This is a genomic window from Arthrobacter sp. TJ-170, from assembly GCF_058269305.1.
This window is the reverse complement of record NZ_JBZCNL010000007.1, coordinates 180,654-199,690: the sequence shown is the minus strand read 5'-3', so window position 1 is coordinate 199,690 and position 19,037 is coordinate 180,654. Positions and strand designations below refer to the sequence as shown.

Genomic DNA, 19,037 nt, shown 5'->3' with positions numbered 1-19,037 from the left:
TCAGGGGCTTCCTCCGTCATACTGGGGTCATGCTGTTCGTGGTGACCATCAACCAGCGCGACTCCCGCGAGGTGGGCGACCTGGTGCCCGAACTGCTGCGTGAATTCCGTTTCATCGACGCCGTCGTGCCCTTCCAGCGCTCGGTGGGAGACGAACTGCAAGGCGTTGTCGGCAGTGCCAAGGTGGCCGTAGATGTAGCCCTCAAAGCAATCCGGTTCCGCCGCTGGCATGTGGGAATAGGGGTCGGAGAGGTCCACTCGCCTATCCCCGAGCGGATCACGGACGCTGAAGGGTACGGGCTCGTGTACTCCCGCAGAGCTGTGAACCGGGCTCAAAAAACCGGCGAGCGGATCCCGCTGGCGATCGAGGGGCCGGACTCGGAAGTCGCGGCCGAAGCCGAAGCGGTGCTCCGGTTGCTGGGGCAGATTGTCTACACGCGAACGGACGCCGAGTGGAACGTACTCGACCTCATGACGCCCGGAGCGCGGGGGCAGCAGAAACTGATCGCACAGGAACTGGGAATCACAACACAGGCGGTGAGCAAGGCCGTCATCCGGTCCCACTGGGTGGAAGAGTGGGCTACCCGTCCCGCGGCGGCCAGGCTTCTTGACCTGGCGTACGGCCCGGTAGCGCTCCCGCCGGCAGCACTGGCGTACTAGCGCACATTCGAACTACGCGAGCGTCTAACGCTCGTTCTGGGCCCCGCGGGCGAGGGAGCGCAGAATTTTGGCCGCGCCGTCGTCGTACACCGACGCCGTCACCTCCGACGCGGCGGCGAGCACCTCTTCCGGGGCCTGGCCCATGGCTACGCCGCGAGCCGCCCAGGAAAGCATCTCGATGTCATTGCGGCCGTCACCGATGGCAACCGTATCCGACGGGTCAACACCGACTCTGCGGCGCACCAGCTCAAGCGCACTGGCCTTTGTGACGCCCGCGGCCGCGATATCCAGCCAGGCCGTCCAGCCCACCGAGTAGGTGACTCCGTGAAGGCCGATCGATTCGACGGCGTCGCCGAATTCCTCCGCCGTACTGTCGGTGCTGAAGACCACCACGCGTACTGCGCGTGCCCGGAGCATGCGATCAAAGTCCACGCTCTCCGCCTCCGCGCCGAAGCTCGCGTCCTGAAACCGTTCCGTCGAAAGGAAGCGGCCCTCGTCGTCTTCAAGGGCGAACTTTGCTGTGGGAAGGCTCTTCCGGAGCGCCACCAGGGCCGGCCGCGGGTCGAAAACCACCCGGTTGACTATCTCGTAACCGTCTTCGAACTCGTCCACATCGATGCGGAGGGTGACACCGCCGTTTGAGCACACAGCGTGTCCGCGCGTGAGGCCGATCTTTTGGATGATCGGCAGCGTTGCCCCGAGTGACCTGCCGGTCGCGATCACCGTTTCATGGCCCGCTTCGACGACGGCGCTGGCCGCCGCGCGGACCTCGTCCGACATCTGGCCCTCGTGATCCACCAGGGTTCCGTCAACGTCGAGCGCAATGAGTTTTCGTGTTATCTGCTGCTGGTCCTCGGTGCCAGCGTGAAATGTAGTTGTCATCGTTAAAGTGAACCAGAAACCGCGTACGCGCGGGAAAGTTTTTGGTCACAGCTAGGCAAACGTGAGGTTACGGACAAATGTAGAAACCAGCAGGAACCGCAGGGAAACAGCGAGCCTACAGCACCGGGAGAAGCTCAAGCCCACCCAGATAGGGTCGCAGCGCCGCCGGCACGTTCACCGAACCGTCGGGGTTCTGGTGGTGCTCAAGGATGGCTACGATCCACCTCGTCGTAGCAAGCGTTCCGTTCAGCGTCGCGACTGCGCGGGTGGACTTTGCGCCCTGCACGCGTTCACGGATGTTCAGCCGGCGCGCCTGGAAGCCGGTGCAGTTCGAGGTGGACGTCAGCTCGCGGTACGCGTTCTGCGTGGGCACCCAGGCCTCGCAGTCGAACTTGCGCGCCGCTGACATCCCGAGGTCACCGGCTGCCGTGTCGATCACCCGGTAGGGCAGCTCGACCTTCGCCAACATTTCCTCTTCCCAGGCGAGCATGCGCTCGTGTTCCGCGTGCGATTCCTCAAGCGTGGTGTAGGTAAACATCTCCACCTTGTTGAACTGGTGCACGCGAATAATTCCGCGGGTGTCCTTGCCGTGGGATCCAGCTTCCCTGCGGTAGCACGAGGACCACCCCGCATACCGGAGCGGCCCGACCGAGAAGTCCAGGATTTCGTCGGAGTGGTACCCGGCGAGTGCAACCTCGGACGTACCCGTCAGGTAGAGGTCGTCTTCGGGGAGGCGGTAGATCTCCGCATCGTGGGCAATATCGAAGCCGGTGCCCTGCATGGTTTCAGGGCGCACCAGCGTGGGCGTGATCATCGGGGTGAATCCGGCCGCAACTGCCTGGTCCATGGCCATATTCAGGAGCGCAAGCTCAAGCCGCGCTCCCACGCCCTTGAGGAAGTAGAAACGGGACCCGGACACCTTGGCGCCACGTTCCATATCGATTGCACCGATAAGCTCGCCGATTTCAAGGTGATCCCGCGGTTCAAAGTCGAACTGCCGCGGCTCTCCTACGGTCTTGATGACGACGAAGTCATCTTCCCCGCCGGCCGGCACGCCATCGAGGATGGCGTTGGGCAACCGACGCAACAGGGAGTCAGCCTCTGCCTTCGCTTCCTCGGCTTCCGCCGCTGCAGCCTTCACGGATGCGGCCAGTTCCTTGACCTCTGCGAGAAGCGCCTGCTTTTCCTCGCCCTGAGCTTTGGCGACCCGCTTGCCGAAGGAATTCTGTTCGGCACGAAGTGACTCTGCACTCGTGACAGCCTCACGACGCCGGTAATCTGCCGCAATGATCGCATCAACCAGAGACTCATCGGCCTTCCGGGAACGCTGGGAAAGGCGGAACTTTTCAGGATTGTCGCGGAGTTCGTTTACGTCGATCACTCCCCAAGACTACCGAACGCGACCTGCGCGCCCGCACTCCCGCGCGGAAGGATAGTCTGGGGAAATCATGCCCCTCGAGTGGATTATCGTCGCCCTTGCGGTTATCGCCGCAGCCGCGTCAGCGTTCAGCTGGTGGGGAGTACGAAAGCTGCGCCGCGAACGCTCCCCCCACTGGGAAGAACCCCGTGCCGCGCTCCAGATAACCGGTGAACGTCAGCGGGTGGCACTGATCCTCAACCCGGTCAAGATCAGCGCTCCGCTCGCGCGCGAGCAGGTCGAGCAGGCCTGTTCCGACGCCGGCTGGGAACCTCCCCTAGTACTGGAAACCACAGTGGCGGAGCCCGGCGCTGCCCAGGCAAGACGGGCGGTCGAGGAGGGCTGCGACGTCGTTATTGCTGCCGGCGGCGACGGCACCGTCCGTGCCGTGGCGGCCGCCCTGGTTCACAGCAATGCCGCCCTCGGACTACTGCCGCTCGGGACCGGCAACCTGCTGGCCCGCAACCTCGGTATCGCCGTGAATGACGTACCCCGCAGCGTACAGCAGGCACTCCATGGTGCCGCCCGGCGGATCGACATGGGCCGGGTCGAGCTACGCAACGAGCGCACCGGCGTGAGCGGTGAACACACGTTCCTGGTGATGGGCGGCGTCGGGCTTGATGCGGTGGTGGTTGCCGCCACCAAGGACACGCTGAAGAGGAAGTTCGGTTGGCTGGCGTACAGCGAGGCGGGTGTGCGGAGCCTGCCCGGCAAGCGGCAGCGAATGTCCATCAGCCTCGGCGGCGAACCGGCGCAGACGCGCAAGGTCCACAGCGTCCTCTTCGCGAACTGCGCGAGGCTGCCGGGAGGAATTACGTTCATTCCGGACGCCTCGATCGACGACGGCTACCTCGACGTGGTCATCACCAGTCCGCGCAGTATCCTCGGCTGGCTCTGGGTTGCAGCGAAGATTCTCTTCCGCCACCCCGGTCCAATCCCGGTAATTACCTACCACCGGGTGAAGCGGGTTGACGTCGAGGTTTCGGAGGCAACGGGAACACAGCTCGACGGTGACACTTCCGGCGATGTCACAGCGCTCAGCGTCAGTGTGGTTCCGGGCGCACTGATGGTCCGGGTCCCTGGCAGGGCGACCGGACCATCAGCGGGAATGTTCAGCGATTCTGCAGCGAACTAGGGACGCTGAGTCCCCTCCGCGTCTCCGCCCTCCTGGAGAGAAGGCACGGAGTCAGCGTCTGTGTACTCGCCCTGCAGGTCTGAGTCGGCGTCCGTGGTGCCGTCGACGTCGGTGTACTCGCCTTCATCCGGCTGGTCCTGGCCTTCGGTGTAATCACCGGCGTCACCAGCGCGCTGGGCATTGGTGTATCCACCGCGGCCGCCCGCCGCAACTCCCTCAGTGTCCTCGTTCTGCGCCTGGCTGTTGATCAGCTGCTGCTCCTCTGCGAAGCGCAGGTCATTGGCCTGGTCTCCAGCGTCGCCGTGCCAGTTTGGGTCCGACGTTGATCCGTCACCCTTATTCGGGTTGACCTCACTGTTGTCTGGCTGCTCGCTCATGGTGCCTGCCTTTCATCAAGGGTCGCGCCACTGGCCGGGCGCTCTCTATCAGCCTACTTAGCAGTAGAGCCCGAGGAAAGGATTCCTAGTCTTTAAGCAGCTCGCGAACAGCCTTCTCCGACGCTGAGTAGCCCGCCACCGGAATGACCTCCCCGGACATGAAGCGATCAACCACGCGCGGGTCCACGTAGGAACTGCGGGCGATCGCCGGAGTGTTGCCCAGGTGCTCGGCGACGGATCGCATGGTCGCAGCGACTGCCTTCTGCCGCGCCGTTCGGCTGGTCGCTTTCAGGTCCATTCGGGCGAGCTCCATGGATGCCACGACGGTGGCCTGCCAGGTGCGGAAGTCTTTCGCGGTGAACCCTCCACCTGTGACCTGACGGAGGAACTCATTGAGTTGAGCTGCATCCACAGAGTGCCAGGACCCGTCCGGCGTCCGGTACGCCAACATGGTCCCCGCGTCCTCCCTGCGCACCATCGGGCGCAGGGCCGCAGCGAGGTCCTGATCCTCGATTGTGGTGTCCCACTGCTGCCCGCTCTTGCCCGGGAACCGGAGCGTGACCATCGGCCCGTTGATCGTGACATGGTCCGTGCGGAGTGTCGTTACCCCGAAGGAGCCGTTTTCCGCAGCGTACTGAGCCGAGCCGATGCGTAGCGCGCCGGTGTCCACAATTCGCAGTGCCGCAGCGAGGGCACGTTCCTTGCCGCTGCCGTTGCTGCGCAGATGCTGGGTGATGACCCGCCGGGCGCCGGGCAGCCTTTCGCCGAACTCCAGTGCGCGGTCGAATTTCTCGCGGTCCTTCTTCTCCCGCCAGGCAGGGTGATAGATGTATTGGCGGCGCCCGGCGTCGTCCGTGCCTACTGCCTGTATATGCCCGTTCGGGTATGGACTGATCCAGACATCACGCCAGGCAGGCGGGATCACGAGTTCCCTGATCCGCTCGATCTCGTCCGATTCCAGGGGCTCGCCGGACTGATTGCGGTAGCTGAAACCTTTTCCATGGCGGCGACGCGCATATCCGGGCTTGTTGCTGTCACTGCGTCTCAGTCGCGGCACGCCGCCTCCTCTGATCGGCCCCGGCGGGGGAAGACTAGCCTATGTCCCCGGCGTCCGGCGTGGGGGAATGCAGCAGGGAGTCAACCCACTCCTGCGCCGCCCGGAATGCCTGGTCCGAGGTGTGCCGGGCTACTTCGTATTCGCGCCGGTCGGCACGAGCGTATGAGCCGAGGAAGCGCAAGCCGGGACTGATCCGGTGCAACCCCTGCAGTGCGTCAGCGACCCGCGCATCGGCGACGTGCCCGTCGGCGTCGATACTAAAGAAATAGTCGCCGAGAAACAGGCCGGTGGGGCGGGATTCGATCCTGCTGAGGTTGACCCCCCGTGCTGCGAACTGGTCCAGGATTTCCATCAGGGCGCCGGGATGGTCCTCAGGGAGGGGGATCACCAGCGTGGTCTTGTCCGCACCCGTCCGCTCCGGCAGGGAATCCGGCTTGCTGACCAGGATGAATCGCGTCACCGCATCACCAACGTCGCCGATGTGCTCGGCAAGTACGCGGAGGCCGAGCCGGTTGGCGACCAGCGGAGAACAAATTGCAGCGTCGTGGCCGGCGCCGTCGTCAAGCAGCTCGTGGGCGGCGGCTGCAGTGGAAGAGGTCGGCACATATTCCGCAGATGGAATGTTCTGCTCCGTCCACCCCCGGCACTGCGCCCAGGCGTGGCCGTGCGTCCCCACGAACCGGATATCGTTCAGTTCCACGCCGACGCGGGCGACCAGCACAAAGGAAATAGGGACAAGCACCTCGCGGATGATGCGCAGCGGTTCCCCGTTTGCGATCGCGTCGAGAGTGGCTGACACGCCGCCTTCGACCGAGTTCTCGATCGGAACCATGGCAGCTTCCACCCGGCCCTCCCGCACCATATTGAGCGCCGAATTCACCGTGGTTGCAGGTACCCGGTCGGCGTGCTCGGCCCCGGGGACCTGGAGGAGGGCAGCTTCGGTGAAGGTGCCCTCGGGGCCCAGGTACGCGTATGCAGTCATAGGACGCGGGGCTCGGCGTCGGTTTCGGAGACCATCGGCTTCGACGCCTCGACCCAGGCATCCATCCCGCCGCTGACGTTCACGGCCGAGTATCCGTTGGCCACCAGCCATTCGGTTACCCGGAAAGAGCGGCCACCGGTGCGGCAGATGACGTGCAGGTCCTCATCCGGATCCAGTTCATCGAGCCGGGCCGGGATCTGGTCCACGGGAATGTGCAGGGCACCCTCAATATGCCCCGCTTCCCACTCATAGTCCTCGCGTACGTCCAGTACGGCGGTGTCCTCGCCGATCGCCTCAATGGACACGTTTTCACTGTTGCTCATTGCCAGTCCCGTTCATATTCTTCGTTCGATTCCCCAACTTGAACCAAGCCTATAGTGGGGACCGGACTCAACCCATCAGTGCGGAAGGCATCCTTATGAGCTCCCTGCATGAGCTGACTGCCCTTGACCAGCGGGACCGGCTCCGGAACGGCGAATTGAGCTCGCGGGAGCTCACCTCGCACTACCTGCAGCGGATCGAGACCCGGAATCCGGAGCTGGGCGCCTTCATTGCGGTGACCGCCGATGCCGCAATGGCGGAAGCGGAGGACGCGGACCAGCGGCAAGCATCCGGTGGGAATCTGCCAATGCTTCACGGGCTGCCGCTGGCTCACAAGGACCTGACCGACGTCGTTGGCGTTGTGACTACGCACGGCAGCGCCGCGCTGCAGCATACGGTGGCCGCCGCGGACTCACCGCTCGTGGCCGTTCTTCGCCGTGCAGGAGCGGTCAGTGTGGGAAAGACACAGGTGCCCGAGTTCGGGCTTAGCTGTTACAGCGAGAACCTGATCGCGCCGCCGTCGCGCAATCCGTTGAATCCCGCGCTGAGTTCGGGCGGCTCCTCCGGTGGCAGCGCCGCAGCCGTTGCGGCTGGACTGATTCCGTTCGCACCGGGTACGGACGGCGGCGGCTCAGTCCGGATACCGGCTGCCGCCACCGGGCTCATCGGCCTCAAGCCGAACCGCGGCAGGGTCCCCTCCGGTTCGGGACAGAGCGACCTCGGCCAGTTTGTGGTGGCCGGGCCGCTTGCACGGACGACGGCGGACGCCGCCCTGCTGCTCGACGCCATGGTGGACGAACCGAATTACCACGCAACCAGCGCGGCCGCACACGGCCCCTTCCTTGACGCGGCAGTCCGGGCGGAAGGACGGTTCAGGATCGGCGTGAGCACCGTTTCTCCCTTCGCTGAAGCTTTTCCCATCGAACTCGACGACGACGCGAAGCTGAGCTTCGAGGCGGGCATCCAGGCGCTCAGCGCGGTGGGGCACGACGTCGTCGAGGCGGACCTCCGATACGACCCGCGGTACCACGAGGCTTTTCAATCGGTGTGGACGGCCGGGCTTGCCGTCGCGCGCATTCCGTCCGCCCGGGAAGGGGACCTCACAACGCTGGCCCGCACCCTGCGGCGCCGCGCGCAACGCAAGTCGGCAACCGATCTGGCGACCGCCGTCGACATCCTCCGGCAATTTGAACAGGACACGATCCAGCAGTACTCCGCGTTTGATCTCATCGTAACGCCCGCGCTCGGCATGACGCCCCGCCCGATCGGCTGGTACACCGACGCCGATGCGGACACCGACTACATGCGCCAGTGCCAGTACTCCCCGTACACGTCCATGGTTAACGTGTGTGGCCTGCCCGCCATCTCGGTACCCGTATTCACCACGGCCAGCGGACTCTCCATGAGCATTCAGCTCATCGGCCGGCCCAGCGCTGAAGCAGAACTTCTCACCGTTTCGGCCCAGCTCGAAGACCACCTCGGGCAAAACCGACGAACCTAACTGCTTGAGCGCACCCTTTTTCCAGGAACGATGACGGCGCGGTTCTTTCGGGGAGCGCCGTCGTCGTTTGGCTTGTGCTGGGCCTAGGAGCCGTCTTTGCTCTTGCCGGTTTCATTCTCCGGTCCGGGCCCGCCGTAACCGGATTCATCCAGAGCGTCGGCAGCCTTGTCCGCGTCCCGCTCCAATTTTTCGTCGTCTGCTTCGTCGATTTCGTCGCTTGTGGGGTTATCGCTCATGACACAACCTTTCGTTGACGGGTTTTTCAAACGTACCGCCCGCCAGGCGTGTGCACTAGGGCGGGGCGGTGCCACACTGGGCCTGTGGGGAAATACGGACTCGTCCTGGCACTTGCGTTCACCCTGGTCATAGCGGCATGCAGTGCACACATTGCATGCCCGGCGATCGGCTGGTCGAACATATTGCTCGTCGAGCTAAAGGGAAACCACTCCCGTGTTGGGGAAGTGCAGGCTTGTGTTGACGGCGTCTGTTCGAGTCCGGCACCGCAACCCGTGAAAGGGCCCACTCCTCCAGCTGGTTCCCTTACCCCTGATGCCAAAGGTGGGACGGGCGGGGAACAAGGCGGTTCCCCGGGTGCTGCTCCGGACGCCACCGGGCGAACAATCGGGCCCTTCCTTTCAACCCGCATAGAGAGTGACCGCTGGAGAATCGACGTCGGCATGACGGCTCCGGAGAACGTTACGGTGCGGGCTCTCGATACGGCTGGTGAGGTCCTCACCGAGGAAGAGTTCGCGCTGGAATGGCGTCGCGTCGGCGGATCCGAGGAGTGCGGCGGGCCCGGTGAGGCAGGGCCCGTCGTCCTCACAGTTCCGTGATCACCTGACTAGAGCCAATGAAGAGCAGCTCCCCCGTAGCGCTGGGGAGGGTGCGGGTACTCAAGCTGCCTTCCGTTGACCACCAGCGGTGGTGGAACGTAGACCAGCTCGCCATAATCACTGGCTGCCCGCCGCAGCATCGGCTCCAGCTCCACCGACTGCGCATGGTCCGGCGTCGGGATCTGTAGCAGTTCAGCTGCCGTGTGCGCCAAAGAAAGATGCGCGGAACCGCACAGCCCTCGACGGCGGGCAGAGACAAGTGCGACGGCGGCGGCCGCCATCCCGAGCCCGGTTGCGTAATCGAGCGCCTGAACCGGGAGGGCTCCCGGCTTGAATTCCGGCCCGGAGCCGGTCCCGTAGACGTGGGCGATGCCGGTTGCGGCTTGAACGATGCTGTCGAATCCTCTCCGGTCAGACCACGGCCCGTGTTCTCCCCAGGCATCGAGGGAAACAACAGCGAGCCCGCGGAAGTCCTGCCGTAACGCTGCGACATCCAACCCGTACCGGGCCAGCGCCCCACCGCGGTACGCGCTAAGCACTATGTCCGTCGCGGGCAAGAGGGCCCGCAAGCGTGCGAGGGCCTCCGGGTTATTCAGGTCGGCCACGGCACTTCGCTTGGCGAAGCCGGTCTCCACGTGCTGGTGTTCCAATTCGGGGAACGCCGGCGGGTCCACCCGCAGAACGTCCGCACCCAGTGCACCGAGGAGTCGGCTCGCTGAGGGACCGGCGATAACTCGCGTGAGGTCCAGGACGCGAAGGCCTTCCATCAGCCCTCCGTCACCACCGAAGATCCCAGCCCGTACACCGCGCGGCACTTCAGGGCTGGCCGCGACCGAGAGTCCCATCCACGGCTCGCCGGCAACGGCTTGCCCTGCCGGGGTCGCACTCCACTCCTGTGGCGTCCTGACAGCCGAGGCCAGTCCCCCCTCGAGCGGTGACGGCGTCCTCTATGACGCCGACCGGTAGCTCCCGCAAGGCGGCGTCGACATCAGCGGCCGCGACCACACCGAGCACATCCAGAAGTGCACGCTCATGGTGCGGATAGTTCCCGTGGATGCGAACCCACCCGTCGGCAGCCCGGCGGAACCCGGACAGCGGCCCGAACCCCTGGATCGGTGAACCTGCTATTCGGAGGTGAGTAAAGGAATCGAACCAGGCACTGACCCCCGATGACGTGAACGAAACTTCGAGCCGGCGCCCGTTGGACGATGAACCATAGGCAAGGGCCGTGGCGACCGCCTGCACGGAGGCGAGCGCGAGTCCCTCCACATCCAGTGGCCCGGCCCACCACCAACGAGGCCCGGACCACGACACCGGTTCATTCGCCTGCAGCAGGAGCTCGTCCAGAAACCGCCAAAGCGTAGGGACCGGGTGGCCGGAAGGATCGTCGCCTGCTTTGCCTGCCATCTCTGCATTATGTGCATCATGTGCATCATGGAACGAACTTTGAGCCGTCGTATCCCGATTCAATCAACAGAAATTGCTCGGTTCGGCGAAATTTCCAGTCATTTCTGCTGACTTGTCGGACGTGATGGCATGCTGGACCCATGGCTAATCGAGCAGGCACCGTTGCCCAATCCAGCGACCTTGTTGATGTAAGCGCCCTTCTGGACGCGTATTTCGATTCCAAACCCGACCTGTCGGACCCGGCGCAGCGAGTGGCTTTCGGCACTTCCGGTCATCGCGGATCGTCGCTGAAGTCGTCCTTCAACGAGGGGCACATCGCCGCGATCACGCAGGCGATCGTCGAGTATCGGGCCGGTCAGGGCATCACCGGACCGCTCTTCATGGGCAAGGACACGCATGCCTTGTCCGAACCCGCACAGAACACCGCCCTTGAAGTACTCGCGGCGAACAACGTGGCGGTGCGGATTGACGCCCGCGGTGCCTACACGCCCACTCCGGCACTCTCGCACGCCATCCTGGCCTACAACGGGTCACGGACGGACCAGTCGGACGGCATCGTCATCACGCCGTCGCACAATCCCCCTGCTGACGGCGGCTTCAAATACAACCCTCCCCACGGTGGTCCTGCGGACTCTGACGCCACCAACTGGATCGCCGCCCGCGCTAACGAACTGCTTGAGAACGACCTCCGCGACGTCAAGAGAATCCCCACTGCCCAGGCGCAACAGGCCGATTCCATCAGCGCCTACGACTTCCTTCAGCACTACGTCGAGGACCTCCCCAACGTGCTGAACCTCGAGGCCATCCGGAGCGCCGGCGTGCGTATCGGCGCTGACCCGATGGGCGGGGCGTCAGTTGATTACTGGGGTGCGATCGGGGAGCGGCACAACCTCGACCTCACCGTCGTCAACCCCGCCGTCGATCCGCAGTGGGCGTTCATGACGCTGGACTGGGACGAGAAGATCCGCATGGACTGCTCTTCACCGCACGCCATGGCGTCGCTGATTGCGCGCGCGGGTGACTACGACATCTCCACAGGCAACGACGCCGACGCCGACCGGCACGGCATCGTCACCCCGGATGCCGGCCTGATGAATCCCAATCACTATCTCGCCGTCGCAATCGATTACCTCTACCGGAACCGTCCGCAGTGGCGCTCCGACGCGATGGTCGGCAAGACCCTCGTGTCGTCGTCGATCATTGACCGGGTGGCGACGGACCTTGGCCGGGTGCTCGAAGAAGTTCCCGTCGGCTTCAAGTGGTTCGTACCAGGGCTCTTATCGGGGCAGGTTGCGTTCGGCGGAGAAGAATCTGCCGGGGCGTCCTTCCTCCGGCACGACGGATCCGCCTGGAGCACCGACAAGGACGGCATTCTCCTCGCGCTCCTCGCGTCCGAAATCACCGCCGTCTCGGGACGCACACCATCCCAGCATTACGAGGGTCTCACCCAGCGGTTCGGAGCTCCGGTCTACGCGCGTATCGACGCCGCTGCCACCCGGGAGCAGAAATCCGCGCTCGGCAAGCTGTCGCCGTCGGACGTCACAGCCACCACGCTGGCGGGCGAAGATATCACCGCGCGCCTGACGGAAGCGCCCGGCAACGGTGCACCGATCGGCGGCCTCAAGGTCACCACCGAGAACGCGTGGTTCGCCGCACGCCCATCCGGAACCGAGGACGTCTACAAGATCTACGCCGAATCGTTCCTCGGTGCGGAGCACCTCAAGCGTGTGCAGGAAGAAGCAAAAGCTCTGGTGGACGGAGTCATCGCCTAGTCCGCCGAAGTTTTTGTCGCCTATCTGCTGTCTCATCGGCGTTTAGCAGCAGATTGGCGACAAAAAGTGCAGGGTAAGATTTCCGGAGATCCCACCATCTCTGGAAGGCCCCGCCATGAGCAGAATCGGAACGAACTGGACGCTGCACGGAGACGGGCGGAACGTCCGGCCGGGGCGCTTCGTGGCACCGGATGAGAGGCTGAGCTGGCCCCGTACCGTGGGCATTGGTGCACAGCACGTGGTTGCGATGTTCGGCGCCACGTTCCTCGTCCCGCTGCTGACCGGCTTCCCGCCGTCCACCACCCTGCTTTTCTCCGGGCTCGGCACCATGCTCTTCCTCATCATTACGGCGGGTCGGGTGCCCAGTTACCTGGGATCAAGCTTCGCGTTCATCGCGCCGATTGCCGCTGCGCAAAGCCAGCACGGCCCTCCGGGGGCACTGGGTGGCGTTATCATGGCCGGCGCCGTGCTGGCGCTGATCGGTCTGGTGGTGCACTCGGCAGGCGCGCGGTGGATCCAGGTCTTGATGCCGCCGATCGTCACCGGTGCGATCGTTGCCCTGATCGGCCTGAACCTCGCCCCGACCGCTAGAACTAGCTTCGAACAGGCTCCCCTGACTGCGCTCGTTACCGTGGTGTCAATCCTGCTGGCCACGGTGCTCTTCAAGGGGATCCTGGGACGCCTGTCCATCCTTATCGGCGTCCTCGTCGGATACCTCGTGGCAGTGCTGCGGGGCGAGGTGGACTTCACCGCCATCAACGACGCCGCCTGGTTCGGACTGCCGCCGTTCATGGCGCCGGTGTTTCATCTTTCCGTCGTGGGCTTGTTCGTGCCGGTGGTTCTCGTGTTGGTGGCCGAAAACATCGGCCATGTGAAGTCAGTTGCTGCCATCACTAACCGGGACCTCGACCCCGTCACAGGGCGCGCTCTCATGGCTGACGGCCTGGCCACCGTCCTTGCAGGTTCTGGCGGAGGCTCCGGTACAACGACCTATGCCGAGAACATCGGCGTTATGGCCGCCTCCAGGGTTTACTCGACCGCTGCCTACTGGGTGGCCGCCGTAATCGCTGTTCTCCTCAGCCTCTTCCCGAAGTTTGGTGCACTGATCGCTACGGTTCCCGCAGGGGTACTGGGCGGTGCCGGCGTCGTTCTCTATGGCATGATCGGCATCCTCGGGGTGCGTATCTGGGTGCAGAACAAGGTCGATTTTTCCAACCCGATCAACCTCTCGACAGCGGGCGTCGCCCTCGTGGTGGGCATTGCAAACTTCACCTGGACCGTTGGCGCCCTGACCTTCGAGGGGATTGCCCTGGGCACGGCTGCGGCGCTCATAATTTTCCACGGAATGAGCGGAATCGCGCGGCTTCGCGGCAGCGAGCACGTGGCCGGCCCCGATGAGCTTGAGGCCGAAGACCACGGAAGCCGCCCATCGAAGCTCGGGTGATTCAAGTACCCATCCTCCACGCTGTCTGCGCCGAACCACCGGTGACCAAGGCCTCTTGAGGCGAGAGAACCGACGGCCAGAACATGTGTTGGCACACTACTCGATCTGGCCGCCGGCTCCGGTCGGAACACCATATCGCCGCGGCTCCGCACCCTTACAGATGCGCAATCAGCGTCGCGGGGTTCCCCCATGCCTTTCGCACGCAGGTAGCCGGCAGCAACACCTGTTCCGGTGATGAGCAACATAACCGGCTAGCTGCTGAACCGGACCATGACCGCTCGTATCCATTCGAGCACTACCGGCGCAGCGTGTAAACCAATCATCTATGACGGCACCCTAGTAATAAGCATGCTTCCTATTTGAGTGGATTTGTGGTTAAGGTGAGTGCACACCAACTCGGCGAGGAGCACAACGCTCGCTAAAGCTCATCAGCTCGGAGGCATAGATGGAAGAAACCCTCAGAAGTGGCCTAGCCACCGTCGTCGAATTCATTCCGAAGTTGCTGCTGTTTTTGGTCATCCTGATTGTCGGCGTGATCATCGCGAAAGCAATCTCGAAGGCGCTGTCCAAGCTTCTGGAGCGGGTTGGCTTCGATCGGGCCGTAGAGCGCGGCGGAGTGAAGAAGGCGTTGGCGAAGTCATCTCTCGATGCGAGCGACATCATCGCGAAGATCCTCTACTACACCCTCGTCCTCTTCGTGCTGCAGTTCGCCTTCGGAGTCTTTGGACCTAACCCGGTCAGCGACCTCCTGCGCGGCATCATCGCATTCCTGCCGAAGATCATCGTCGCGATCATCATCGTGATCATCGCCGCAGCAATCGCCGCTGCGGTCAAGAGCCTGATCCAGAACGCCCTCGGCGGACTTTCCTACGGCAAGATCCTCGCCAACATCGCGAGCATCTTCATCCTCGGCATCGGCATCATCGCAGCCCTGAACCAGGTGGAAATCGCCACTACGGTGACCACCCCGATCCTGATTGCCGTGCTCTCAGCGATCGTCGGAGTCATCATCGTCGGTGTTGGCGGCGGGCTGATCAAGCCCATGTCCCAGCGCTGGGAGACCTACCTCAATAAAGCTGAAGAGGAAGCTCCCCGGGTCAAGGCCGAAGCGCAAAACTCACCGTCTGCATCACAGCAGCTCAAGGGTGTGGCTGAGCAGGCGAAAGCCAGGACCGATTCAACCGAATCCGGCGCACACCGCGTCTGACCCAAGCACTCCCATCCAGTACGAAATGCACCACAACTGATAAAGGAGAACACCATGATTTCCCAGGACAACATTTCCCAGATCCTCGAATCCGGCGGCAAGGTCATCGATAACGACGGCGACAAGGTCGGCTCCGTCGGCCAGATCTACGTCGACGATCACACCGGCAACCCCAGCTGGGTCACCGTCAACACCGGGCTCTTCGGTTCCAGCGAGTCCTTCGCACCGCTCGAAGGCGCAACACTTGAGGGCAACGACGTCCGCGTCGGATACTCCAAGGCCAAGATCAAGGACGCTCCCAATGTTGCTCCTGACGGTCACTTGAGTGAGCAGGAAGAGGCGGAGCTTTACCGCTACTACGGCCTTTCGACCGGGACCTACGACGCCGACACGGCCGATTACAGCACCGGAACCACCGGTGACTATGACTCGGACCGCGCCACGGTCGGCCATGACACCTCCGGCCCGACCACGGACGATTCAATGACCCGCTCGGAAGAGCAGCTCCGCGTGGGCACCGAACGCCGTGAAGCCGGCCGCGCCCGGCTGCGCAAGTTCGTCGTCACGGAGAATGTCACCAAGACGGTCCCGGTCCAGCGCGAAGAGGTCCGCATCGAGCGTGAACCGATCACCGACGCCAACCGGGATGAAGCCCTCGCCGGCCCCGACATCAGCGAGGAAGAGCACGAGGTCGTCCTCCATGAGGAGCGCGCAGTCGTGGACAAGGAAACTGTGCCGGTCGAGCGGGTCCGTCTGGACAAGGAAACCGTCACCGAGCAGCAGACCGTCACCGAGGAAGTCCGCAAGGAGCAGATCGACACGGATGACGTCGACGGCATCCGTGATGGACGCTAACTAGCAACTCGCGTTCCAGGCAGCCGGCCCATCTCCCTCGCGGGAGGTGGGCCGTTTGTGTGAGTGGGGACTGACACCGCTCCGGGAGACTGCCATGATGGGGCCATGTTGCGCATTGGAATGCTGGGAGGTATGAGCTGGGAGAGCACAGCCGCGTACTACCGCCTGGTCAATGAGATGGTCAGGGACCGCCTCGGTGGCCTCCACTCAGCGGACTGTCTGCTCAGGTCGATCGACTTCGCATCGATCGAGGAATTACAGACACGAGGGGACTGGGAGGAGGCCGGTGCCGCGCTGGCGTCCGCCGCCGTCGAACTTGAACGCGGCGGCGCCGAGCTTCTCGTGCTGTGCACCAACACCATGCATAAGGTAGCGCCCGCAATCGAGCGGTCCGTGACCATCCCCTTCATCAACCTCATCGACGCGACGGCCGCCGCGGTAACGGCGGCCGGTACGACGACGGTGGGCCTGCTCGGGACGGCTTTCACTATGGAGCAGGACTTCTACCGCGACGGACTGTCCGCCCACGGGCTGAAGGTGCTTATCCCGAATGCCGAAGACCGCGCCACGGTTCACCGGATCATCTACGAAGAACTGTGCATCGGTATCGTCTCGGACGATTCTCGGAAGGAACACCGGCGCATCATCGCCGAACTTGCATCCCGCGGCGCCGGGGGCGTCATCCTCGGCTGTACGGAAATAGAACTGTTGATCTCGCAGTCAGATGCGGACATCCCCCTCTACCCAACGACGTCGATCCACGCGCGGGCTGCGGTCGACGCTGCCCTGGCAGAGTGAGGTCCCGAAGGATCCAACGGCTCGCGACTGCCCGTATGATCGAGGAACTCGTACTTGAAACTTGAACTATTGGGGGAACCGTGTTCACACCGGTTGGCAACAAATGGTGTGCAATCGCTGCTGCCATCGGCGCGTTGTCCGTCACAGCGTGTAGCCCATCTGCAGATGCGACTACTGGTCGCGTAGTGCGCGTTGTCGACGGCGATACGTTGGTCGTGAGCATTGCAGACGTCCAGACCACTGTCCGCCTGCTCAACATCGACACCCCGGAAACCAAGCACCCTGACGAGGCGATAGAGTGCTTCGGGCCGGAGGCGACCGCCTTCCTTGAGGACACGCTTCCGCCAGGCACCGAAGTGGGGCTGGATTTCGACATCGAGCGGGAAGATCAATACGGCCGAACACTTGCTGCCGTATTTTTGGAGGACCGGACGCTGGTCAACGCCGAGATCGCCCGCCAAGGCCTGGGGTCGGCAGTCATCTTCGAGCCGAACAAAAAGTACTACGACACTGTCAAAGCCGCTCAAAGCAAAGCACAGGAAGCAGAACTGGGGGTATTCAGCGCTGAGGCTGAATGCACACTCCCCGCAGAGGTGGCTGCGACGGTTGACTCGGTGACGGCCGCTCTCGAACAACCAGTCGCCTCAACTTCTGCTGGTGCGGCCGCAAGCGCAGCCGCAATTGCTGCAGCTCTGGCAACGGCCGAAGCGCTGCATGCGTCAGTGGAAGCAGGGGAAGACTCGGTTCGCTGGGCCGCCCTGGGGACGGCGGCAACCTCTTCCCTCGCTGCCAGACTCATGACGTCCATCGACATTGGTCGCGGAGCGCTGGACAAGGTGAAACAGGATGCATCGCGCCTCAAGGCCGCGGAGGATGCAGCCTTGAAAGAAGCGGCGGAGCGAAAAGCTGAGAATGAAGCAGCGGAGCGTGTGGCAGCTGAAGCAGAAGCAGAAGCACGCCGGGTCGCCGCCGAAGCGGCCGCACAAGCGGAGGCGGCAAGACTGGCCGCTGAAGCAGCAGCCAGGGCTGAAGCAGAGAGAATACGGAATCTTCCCGCCCCGGCGCCCTACGTACCTCCAGCTCCAGCGCCCGCTCCGTACGTGCCACCAGCGCCGGCGCCGGTCCCGCCCGCTGAACAAAACCCGTATCCCGGTTATAACGGACCACGCTGCTACGCGCCCGGCGGCAAGACGTGGAAGCCCTGCGGCTGAAAAGATCACTACAGGGCCATAACGCGTGCCGGTTTTGCACGGGCTCTACGGGAGGTTACCGCTCTGGGACCAGCACGGACAGCCGCTACCCGGCACAAAGCCAGACACAACAGGCCGAGAGTTGGGCAATCCGGAACGCGCAAGATGACGGTGACAGAATGATCCGGTGACCTCCCCCGCCCTTCATCCCACCGAACTATGGAAAAGCCCTGCCTGGCAATCGCAGGTGCAATCCTGGGTCTCGCAGGTCCTGGGGACTGTCAACATTGAGCAGACGGGACCTGTGAGTGAGCCGAGGATCCGGTTCTGGTCGGTACAGCTCACCGTTCCCACAGACCACGGACGGCTCTGGTTCAAGGAGAACAACCCGGGGCAGTTCCAGGAGGCGTCGATCGTGGCGGCTCTGGCCGGGATCGCCCCGGAGTATGTCGTTCCGCCGCTGGCCATCGAGCCGACCAGGGGCTGGATGATCTCGCCGGATCACGGAGCCACCCTCGCCACCCTCAAGTCAACGGATTACGCCCTGTGGGCCCGGGTGGTGACTGATTTCGCTGAGCTGCAACAGCAAGTAGCTCCGCACGGCAAGAAGCTGATGGAGGCGGGGCTGGCATCTCTGAAGCCCGGCATCGCGGGCAACTTCGTCAGCAACCAGCTCCTCCTCCATACGGGCCTGCCGGAGGAGCACCCGCTGCACCTCAATGCCGAGCAGGCGGACGGGATCTACGGCGGCGTGCCCGCGATCGAGAACGCAGCCGCGCAGCTGAATGCCCTCGGCGTGCCGCTGTCCCTCGAGCACAACGACCTCCACCCGAACAACGCCTTCATACCGGGTTCGAGTACGGACCCGTTGCGGTTCTTCGACTTCGGTGACTCCTACTGGGCCCATCCGTTCAGCTCTCTCTACGTTCCGCTCGGCGTCATGATGGAGAACTGGGATGCAGGCCCTGAGGACGCCCGCATCCGAAGGGTGCTCACCGCCTACCTTGAGCGGTGGACGGGCTACGCACCGCTGCCCCGGCTCCGCGAGGCCCTGGAACCGGCACTACAGCTCGGCCGCCTCAACAGGTACGCCTCCTGGCTGCGTCTGCTGATACACGCCGATGACCAGTCCATGCGCGAGTACGGCCCACACGCCCTCGGATACCTGCAGACGGTCACGCAACCGGTTCTCTAGCACCC

General features: G+C 63.8%; 20 protein-coding genes. 11 read left to right on the top strand and 9 right to left on the bottom strand.

The window, feature by feature from the left end; all coding sequences use genetic code 11:
• The first annotated feature begins 32 nt into the window (after positions 1-32).
• On the top strand, positions 33-659 hold the full coding sequence (locus tag AC4D1W_RS13985) for a hypothetical protein (protein WP_490891385.1): 627 nt from the start codon (positions 33-35) through the stop codon (positions 657-659).
• A 24-nt stretch (positions 660-683) separates the two neighbouring features.
• Here AC4D1W_RS13985 and AC4D1W_RS13980 read toward each other — a convergent pair whose 3' ends face one another.
• Both AC4D1W_RS13980 and serS read right to left on the bottom strand, forming a co-directional pair.
• Positions 684-1,541, bottom strand: coding sequence for an HAD family hydrolase (locus tag AC4D1W_RS13980; RefSeq protein ID WP_490891133.1), 858 nt, complete (start codon positions 1,539-1,541; stop codon positions 684-686).
• Positions 1,542-1,656: 115 nt separating this feature from the next.
• Positions 1,657-2,922 carry a serine--tRNA ligase gene (gene serS, locus AC4D1W_RS13975; protein ID WP_490899134.1) on the bottom strand — a complete coding sequence of 422 codons (1,266 nt, stop codon included), beginning with the start codon at positions 2,920-2,922 and terminating at the stop codon, positions 1,657-1,659.
• Positions 2,923-2,989: 67 nt separating this feature from the next.
• On the opposite strand from serS, the gene AC4D1W_RS13970 reads away from it, so the two are divergent.
• A complete protein-coding gene (locus AC4D1W_RS13970; protein ID WP_490899133.1) occupies positions 2,990-4,093 on the top strand; it encodes a diacylglycerol/lipid kinase family protein in 1,104 nt (367 codons plus the stop codon).
• Here the strand turns inward: AC4D1W_RS13970 and AC4D1W_RS13965 are convergent.
• From AC4D1W_RS13965 to AC4D1W_RS13950, 4 genes are all read right to left on the bottom strand, one after another.
• A complete protein-coding gene (locus tag AC4D1W_RS13965; RefSeq protein ID WP_490891130.1) occupies positions 4,090-4,470 on the bottom strand; it encodes a hypothetical protein in 381 nt (126 codons plus the stop codon). The genes AC4D1W_RS13970 and AC4D1W_RS13965 overlap by 4 nt on opposite strands.
• A gap of 85 nt (positions 4,471-4,555) precedes the next feature.
• Positions 4,556-5,527, bottom strand: a complete 972-nt coding sequence (locus tag AC4D1W_RS13960; RefSeq protein ID WP_490891129.1) for a DNA topoisomerase IB — start codon at positions 5,525-5,527, stop codon at positions 4,556-4,558.
• A gap of 34 nt (positions 5,528-5,561) precedes the next feature.
• Entirely contained in the window at positions 5,562-6,509 is a 948-nt protein-coding gene (gene pheA, locus AC4D1W_RS13955; protein WP_490891128.1) for a prephenate dehydratase, read from the bottom strand.
• Positions 6,506-6,832 (bottom strand): rhodanese-like domain-containing protein, encoded by a 327-nt coding sequence (locus AC4D1W_RS13950; RefSeq protein WP_490899132.1) that lies wholly within the window; start codon positions 6,830-6,832, stop codon positions 6,506-6,508. Before AC4D1W_RS13950 ends, pheA begins: the two co-directional genes overlap by 4 nt.
• Before the next feature lie 95 nt (positions 6,833-6,927).
• Here AC4D1W_RS13950 and AC4D1W_RS13945 point away from each other — a divergent pair, with 95 nt between their 5' ends.
• Positions 6,928-8,331, top strand: a complete 1,404-nt coding sequence (locus AC4D1W_RS13945) for an amidase (protein ID WP_490899131.1) — start codon at positions 6,928-6,930, stop codon at positions 8,329-8,331.
• Positions 8,332-8,414: 83 nt separating this feature from the next.
• Here AC4D1W_RS13945 and AC4D1W_RS13940 read toward each other — a convergent pair whose 3' ends face one another.
• Positions 8,415-8,567, bottom strand: a complete 153-nt coding sequence (locus tag AC4D1W_RS13940; RefSeq protein ID WP_490899130.1) for a hypothetical protein — start codon at positions 8,565-8,567, stop codon at positions 8,415-8,417.
• Positions 8,568-8,651: 84 nt separating this feature from the next.
• On the opposite strand from AC4D1W_RS13940, the gene AC4D1W_RS13935 reads away from it, so the two are divergent.
• The gene (locus AC4D1W_RS13935) at positions 8,652-9,164 is read left to right on the top strand and encodes a hypothetical protein (RefSeq protein ID WP_490899129.1); all 513 of its coding nucleotides are present in this window, start codon (positions 8,652-8,654) and stop codon (positions 9,162-9,164) included.
• Positions 9,165-9,172: 8 nt separating this feature from the next.
• Here AC4D1W_RS13935 and AC4D1W_RS13930 read toward each other — a convergent pair whose 3' ends face one another.
• Complete coding sequence (locus AC4D1W_RS13930; RefSeq protein WP_490899128.1) at positions 9,173-9,931, bottom strand: CoA transferase; 759 nt, start codon at positions 9,929-9,931, stop codon at positions 9,173-9,175.
• A gap of 49 nt (positions 9,932-9,980) precedes the next feature.
• The gene (locus tag AC4D1W_RS13925) at positions 9,981-10,571 is read right to left on the bottom strand and encodes a hypothetical protein (RefSeq protein WP_490899127.1); all 591 of its coding nucleotides are present in this window, start codon (positions 10,569-10,571) and stop codon (positions 9,981-9,983) included.
• Positions 10,572-10,711: 140 nt separating this feature from the next.
• On the opposite strand from AC4D1W_RS13925, the gene pgm reads away from it, so the two are divergent.
• From pgm to AC4D1W_RS13890, 7 genes are all read left to right on the top strand, one after another.
• Positions 10,712-12,343: a phosphoglucomutase (alpha-D-glucose-1,6-bisphosphate-dependent) gene (gene pgm, locus AC4D1W_RS13920; protein ID WP_490899126.1), complete on the top strand. Its 1,632-nt coding sequence runs from the start codon at positions 10,712-10,714 to the stop codon at positions 12,341-12,343.
• A 115-nt stretch (positions 12,344-12,458) separates the two neighbouring features.
• Positions 12,459-13,787 (top strand): uracil-xanthine permease family protein, encoded by a 1,329-nt coding sequence (locus tag AC4D1W_RS13915; RefSeq protein WP_490899125.1) that lies wholly within the window; start codon positions 12,459-12,461, stop codon positions 13,785-13,787.
• Positions 13,788-14,232: 445 nt separating this feature from the next.
• On the top strand, positions 14,233-14,994 hold the full coding sequence (locus tag AC4D1W_RS13910) for a mechanosensitive ion channel family protein (RefSeq protein WP_490891118.1): 762 nt from the start codon (positions 14,233-14,235) through the stop codon (positions 14,992-14,994).
• A gap of 54 nt (positions 14,995-15,048) precedes the next feature.
• A complete protein-coding gene (locus tag AC4D1W_RS13905) occupies positions 15,049-15,849 on the top strand; it encodes a DUF2382 domain-containing protein (RefSeq protein ID WP_490891116.1) in 801 nt (266 codons plus the stop codon).
• 105 nt (positions 15,850-15,954) lie between these two features.
• Entirely contained in the window at positions 15,955-16,647 is a 693-nt protein-coding gene (locus AC4D1W_RS13900; protein WP_490899124.1) for an aspartate/glutamate racemase family protein, read from the top strand.
• A 215-nt stretch (positions 16,648-16,862) separates the two neighbouring features.
• The gene (locus tag AC4D1W_RS13895) at positions 16,863-17,858 is read left to right on the top strand and encodes a thermonuclease family protein (protein ID WP_490899123.1); all 996 of its coding nucleotides are present in this window, start codon (positions 16,863-16,865) and stop codon (positions 17,856-17,858) included.
• Between the two features lie 166 nt (positions 17,859-18,024).
• The gene (locus AC4D1W_RS13890; RefSeq protein WP_490891111.1) at positions 18,025-19,032 is read left to right on the top strand and encodes a phosphotransferase family protein; all 1,008 of its coding nucleotides are present in this window, start codon (positions 18,025-18,027) and stop codon (positions 19,030-19,032) included.
• Positions 19,033-19,037: the final 5 nt, after the last annotated feature.